2 protein-coding genes are annotated in these 2559 nt (G+C 42.8%); one reads left to right on the top strand and one right to left on the bottom strand.

Annotated features, from left to right (window positions below):
* Nucleotides 1-39: 39 nt before the first annotated feature.
* Nucleotides 40-672, bottom strand: a complete 633-nt coding sequence (locus tag LC574_RS35130; protein ID WP_229458237.1) for a choice-of-anchor L domain-containing protein — start codon at nt 670-672, stop codon at nt 40-42.
* 395 nt (nt 673-1067) lie between these two features.
* Between LC574_RS35130 and LC574_RS35125 the strand changes: the two genes are divergently transcribed.
* Nucleotides 1068-2559 (top strand): 16S rRNA (cytosine(967)-C(5))-methyltransferase (locus LC574_RS35125; RefSeq protein WP_229458236.1); only part of this gene is annotated, 1492 nt, incomplete at its 3' end.

Here is a 2559-nt window from a genome sequence, read left to right as displayed (position 1 = left end):
TTGCGATGAAATATAATTTATACATATACGATTGTGAAGCTAGTTCCTGATAATGAAGCTGGTAACGCTGTTGTTGTAGAATAAAGGATTTTGAGCGTTTGTACCTAACGGATTGCCACCATTGACATTGTTAATTGAAACTGGCGTGGTGATTCCAGGGAGCAGGGCAATGTTTTTCCCATCTACAAAGAAACCAAACACGTCATTAAAGCTACCATTGGAGTATTCGTTGTACTCTTCCGACGCAAAGACGTAATTGAAAAAGAGATCGCCCGTATCCGAAGTAAAATCAAATGTGAGAACACTCGCATCTTGAGTGCTAAATCCAGGATTCAAGCCGTTTAAGTCAGTATCTCCTAAGAAACTATTATTACCTGTCGCGCTGTCCGAATTATTTGGCCCTGGAGCAAGAGTAGCATTGCCAGAAGTCAGAATGATACCCTTGTCTATGCCAATTCCTGAGGACAAGCCGTCTGTGAAAGTTCCAGATGCAGGTGCTGCACCGTTGTATGTTAGATTCAATACTGTGATACCAGAACTCAAAATGTTATTAACTAAAACATTGGGATCGCTAGTGGTCGTTATATTGATAGCTTGAGCAGGAGCAGTTAATAGCCCTATACCAAACAGAGTAAATACGCCTTGTTTCCAAAATTGAGTCAATGAGTTCATGATATTTTTTCCTGACAAAAAAGTAACACTTAACACATGGAGATACACCAGATTAGGTACGTAAAAATTTTTACGCAAAATCGCCAATAACCCATCTAGCTCCAGATGGTGCAGTCATAGACATCAGTACTGATGATAATGACTCAAGTATTTAAAATTGCTTTTATGACGAGTGTATGATTTATTACGCTATTTTATTAAGTAGCCCCTTCATATAGCTTACAGATGTTTTTTTTATTTGCTCGAATTTATATGTAGATTCACAGAATAATTACAATATCTTCAAACTATAAATATACTTTCTTCAAATAATATTCACATCGAAGCGTGGCTCCTCAGTAATTGTGTAGTCTCAAGTACTAAGTAGCCATAAACCTAAATAAATAAATGTTTCCATGACAAACCCCCGTCAACTAGCTTTTATCGCCCTGCGAGATGTTCACAAGGGGGCTTATGCTGATGTTGCCCTAGATAGAGTGCTGCAAAAAGTTAATTTGGCTGATAGCGATCGCCGCTTGCTGACAGAATTAGTTTATGGAAGCGTCAGAAGGCAGCGCACTCTTGATAGTTTCATCGATCAACTCGCCAAAAAGAAATCTCATCAACAACCACAAGACCTCCGCACCATTTTACATCTGGGTTTCTACCAGCTACGCTATCAAGAGCGTATTCCCGCCTCAGCTGCTGTTAATACCACCGTCCAACTAGCAAAAGAAAACGGTTTTTCTGGACTAACGGGTTTTGTTAACGGTCTATTACGACAGTATCTTAGAAAAGCAGGGGGAGATGAGGGAGCAGGGGGAGATGAGGGAGCAGGGGGAGATGAGGGAGCAGGGGGAGATGAGGGAGCAGGGGGAGATGAGGGAGCAGGGGGAGATAGGGAAGTAAATTCTTCCTCATCCCCCTCATCCTCCTCATCCCCCTCATCCTCCTCATCTCCCTCATCTCCCTCATCTCCCTCATCTCCCTCATCCCCCTCATCCCCCTCATCTCTCCACACCGATCCGTTACAACTTCCAGAAAACCCAGTGGAACGCTTGGGTATTTTACACAGCTTTCCTGATTGGATTATTCAAGTTTGGTTAGAACAACTGGGTTTGGCTGAGACAGAACAACTGTGTGAATGGATGAACCAATCACCAACAATTGACTTGCGTATCAACCCACTTCGCACTTCCATCGAAGAAGTTGAGGCGGCTTTGCAATCTGCTGGTATTTTGGTGAGACGGATTCCTGATTTACCCCAAGCTTTACGATTGATTAGTAATAGTGGATCAATTCAAAAACTACCTGGTTTCAAAGAAGGTTGGTGGACTGTACAAGATAGTAGCGCCCAATTGGTAAGTCATTTGCTTGACCCCCAACCAGGTGAGGTGGTAATTGATGTCTGTGCTGCACCAGGGGGTAAAACAACCCACATCGCTGAGTTAATGAGAGATAAAGGGAAAATTTGGGCTTGCGATCGCACTCCTTCTCGTCTTCGCAAACTCCAAGAAAATTCTCAACGGCTGAATTTACAATCTATTCAAATTTACACTGGTGACAGCCGCCACTTCAACCAATTTCAAAACACCGCAGACCGCGTATTATTGGATGCTCCATGTTCTGGACTAGGAACCATGCACCGTCATGCTGATGCTCGTTGGCGACAGACACCAGAATCTGTCTGTGAACTTTCGGTGCTGCAAAAAGAATTATTAACACATACATCAACTTTTGTCAAACCTGGTGGTGTACTAGTTTATGCCACCTGTACATTGCATCCAGCAGAAAATGAACAAGTAATTTCGGCATTTTTAGCTGAGTCACCCGATTGGCAAATTGAGTCTCCAAGGGGCTTTGAGTTGCCTAATTCTGCATATAGCACCCCTCAAGGTTGGTTTAAAG

It is taken from the genome of Nostoc sp. CHAB 5715 (genome assembly GCF_020829685.1).
Classification (GTDB): Bacteria; Cyanobacteriota; Cyanobacteriia; order Cyanobacteriales; family Nostocaceae; genus Nostoc.
Note: the sequence above shows the minus strand (reverse complement) of the source record. Positions and strands in the feature narration are given on the sequence as shown.

Excerpts from the sequence above, each read along its gene's own strand:
- LC574_RS35130 (WP_229458237.1), bottom strand. The coding sequence starts at position 672 with ATGAACTCATTGACTCAATTTTGGAAACAAGGCGTATTTACTCTGTTT.